The organism is Mesorhizobium sp. M1E.F.Ca.ET.041.01.1.1, from assembly GCF_003997355.1.
Taxonomy (GTDB): Bacteria; Pseudomonadota; Alphaproteobacteria; order Rhizobiales; family Rhizobiaceae; genus Mesorhizobium.
Window position 1 is genome coordinate 1 of sequence record NZ_RZSL01000639.1, and the last position, 3,177, is coordinate 3,177.

Genomic DNA, 3,177 nt, shown 5'->3' on the forward strand with positions numbered 1-3,177 from the left:
GGGTGGGAAGACTTCCGTCATAGACGGACAATGATGGCAGAAACTTGCGTTATCCCAGCCATGCCGTGCTCCTTACCTCTGAGAGCAAGCCCTGCACGCAGGGAATCGCTAAAGTTGTGTTATTTTAGTGGTTCGAATCAAAGGTTGCGCTGCCTTCTTTCCCAACTGTGGATATTTCTCGCCTCAAATGACACATACTTACGCTGCATACATCGACGAGTCTGGAGACGACGGCCTTGATAATCCGTTTCGCGAAGTTGGCAACGCTGGCGGGTCGTCAAAGTGGCTGGTTATTTCTGCCTGCTTGTTCCGCAAAACGTATAGCTTGGACGCAGTGAAATGGCGCGATGAGATATCCGCTAAGATGCCAGAGCGCCAGTCTCGAATCCTGCATTTTGCGAAATTGAATCACGGCCAGAAACTCGCTACGGTCCAAACAATTGCTGGCAAACCTCTTCGAGCATTGAGTGTGGTCGCGGCCAAAGAGCCTATCCCCAAGGGTATCTATACAGAAAAGAATCAACTCTACTTTTACATGACACGTTATCTAATAGAGCGCTTGTCTTGGCTCTGTCGTGATCATCGGCCTTTGGCCCCGGAAGGGGACGGTCGTGTAGCGATTACCTTTTCTCGTCGTGGCGGAATGCAATATGACGAGTTTCGCGAATATCTTGAACGCCTGAAAGCTGACAAGTCGGGCGAGGTTCGCATCCATTGGCCCGTAATTGATATCGGTGCCGTGACGGCCGCTGACCACAGCAAGAGCGCAAGCCTCCAACTAGCTGATGCGATCGCCTCGGCTGTGGCAGCAGGTTTCGAGCCTGATCGGTACGGAAATTGTGAACCGCGTTACGCGGAGACACTCAAGCCTGTAACCTACAGCCGCAAGAAAAAATACCTAAGCTATGGAATCAAGATGGTCCCGCACCACGACCAGTGCAATTTAGATCCGCAGCAACTGAAAATGCTGGAAATCTGGAAATAAAAGCGGCAGCCCCCCGGCCCATAATTGCGATCTCTCGCCTGCAATCTCACGACTGCTTTGGGTTGTTCCGGCGCATGGCTGCCTAGGGGTTAGTATCGCACTAACCGTGTCACTTATCAATATCTTCCCCCAAAAAAATATAGCCGAATCAATCAGTTAAGTGGCGCGCAGTTAATGCCACATTAACTCATTGTTTAGATTCATCTTTTTGGCGCTCTGTGTAGAAAATACAACTTTAGGTTTCGCGACTCAGCAGCCTTCGCAATAACGTGAGTGGTCAAAGCCATCCTAGCGCCCAAGTTCGACCGTTTGAGCAAAATGTGAGCCGTTCGCTGGGTCGACCCCCCCAGCATCTCAATCCCCCATCTTCAGCGCCTGAATAAACGCTTCCTGCGGGATATCCACCTTGCCGAACTGGCGCATCCGCTTCTTGCCCTCTTTCTGCTTGTCGAGCAGCTTGCGCTTGCGGGTCACGTCGCCGCCGTAGCATTTGGCGGTGACGTCCTTGCGCAGCGCAGAGACGGTCTCGCGGGCGATGATGCGGCCGCCGATGGCCGCCTGGATCGGGATCTTGAACAGGTGCTGCGGGATCAGCTCCTTCAGCTTCTCGCACATGGCGCGGCCGCGCTTTTCGGCGGCGGAGCGGTGCACCAGCATGGACAGAGCGTCGACAGGCTCGTCATTGACCAGGATCGACATCTTCACCAGGTCGCCCTCGCGATAGTTGGTCAGGTGATAGTCGAAGGAGGCGTAGCCCTTGGAGATCGACTTCAGCCGATCGTAGAAATCGAAGACGACCTCGTTGAGCGGCAGGTCGTAGGTGAGCATGGCGCGCTTGCCGACATAGGAGAGATCGGCCTGGATGCCGCGCCTGTCCTGGCAGAGTTTCAGGATGCCGCCGAGATAGTCGTCCGGCGTCAGGATGGTGGCGCGGATCCACGGCTCCTCGATCGAGGCGATCTTGACCACGTCGGGCATGTCGGCCGGGTTGTGCAATTCCTTCGTCGTGCCGTCGATGAGGTTCATGCGGTAGACGACCGACGGCGCGGTGGCGATGAGGTCGAGGTTGAACTCGCGCTCCAGCCGCTCCTGGATGATCTCCAGATGCAGCAGCCCCAGGAAGCCGCAGCGGAAGCCGAAGCCGAGTGCGGCGGAGGTTTCCATTTCAAAGGAGAAGGACGCGTCGTTGAGGCGCAGCTTGCCGACGGCGGCGCGCAGGTCCTCGAAATCGGCGGCGTCGACCGGGAACAGGCCGCAGAACACCACCGGCTGCGCCGGCTTGAAGCCAGCAAGCGCCTTTTGCGTCGGGCGGCGGTCCTCGGTGATGGTGTCGCCGACGCGGGTGTCGGCCACTTCCTTGATCGAGCCGGTGAAGAAGCCGAACTCGCCGGGGCCGAGCTCGTCGACATTGACGCGGGCCGGCTTGAAGACGCCGGTGCGCTCGACGAGGTATTTCGCGCCGGTGCCCATCATGCGGATGGTCTGGCCCTTCTTCATCACGCCGTCGATGATGCGCACCAGAACGATGACGCCGAGATAGGCGTCGTACCAGCTGTCGACCAGCATGGCTTTCAAGGGTGCTGCGATATCGCCCTCGCGCGGCGGCGGAAGCTGGTGGACGATCGCCTCCAGCACGTCCGGCACGCCGAGCCCGGTCTTGGCCGAGATCAGCACCGCGTTGGAGGCGTCCAGGCCGATCACCTCCTCCACCTGCTCACGGATGCGCTCGGGCTCGGCCGCCGGCAGGTCGACCTTGTTCAGCACCACGACGATCTCGTGGTTGTTGTCGATGGCCTGGTAGACATTGGCCAGCGTCTGCGCCTCGACGCCCTGGGACGCGTCGACCACCAGCAGCGAGCCCTCGCAGGCGGCGAGCGAGCGCGACACCTCATAGGCGAAGTCGACATGGCCGGGGGTGTCGATGAGGTTCAGCACGTAGTCCTCGCCGTTCCTGGCGCGGTAGTTGAGCCGAACCGTCTGGGCCTTGATGGTGATGCCGCGCTCGCGCTCGATGTCCATCGAGTCCAGCACCTGCTCCTTCATGTCGCGCTCCTCCAGCGCGCCGGTGAGCTGGATCAGCCGGTCGGCAAGCGTGGATTTGCCATGGTCGATATGGGCGACGATGGAGAAATTGCGGATGTGGTCGAGCGGCGTCGTCATGCGGCGCGCTTTAGCAGGGGCGGGGGGAGCGG

Annotated in this window: 2 protein-coding genes; one reads left to right on the forward strand and one right to left on the reverse strand. The window is 59.0% G+C overall.

Going from position 1 to position 3,177, the window contains the following annotated elements; genetic code table 11:
* Positions 1–187: 187 nt before the first annotated feature.
* Entirely contained in the window at positions 188–985 is a 798-nt protein-coding gene (locus EOA38_RS31750) for a DUF3800 domain-containing protein (protein WP_127301082.1), read from the forward strand.
* Positions 986–1,339: 354 nt separating this feature from the next.
* On the opposite strand, the gene lepA is transcribed toward EOA38_RS31750, so the two are convergent.
* Positions 1,340–3,145 (reverse strand): translation elongation factor 4, encoded by a 1,806-nt coding sequence (gene lepA / locus EOA38_RS31755; RefSeq protein WP_127301083.1) that lies wholly within the window; start codon positions 3,143–3,145, stop codon positions 1,340–1,342.
* Positions 3,146–3,177 lie beyond the last annotated feature (32 nt).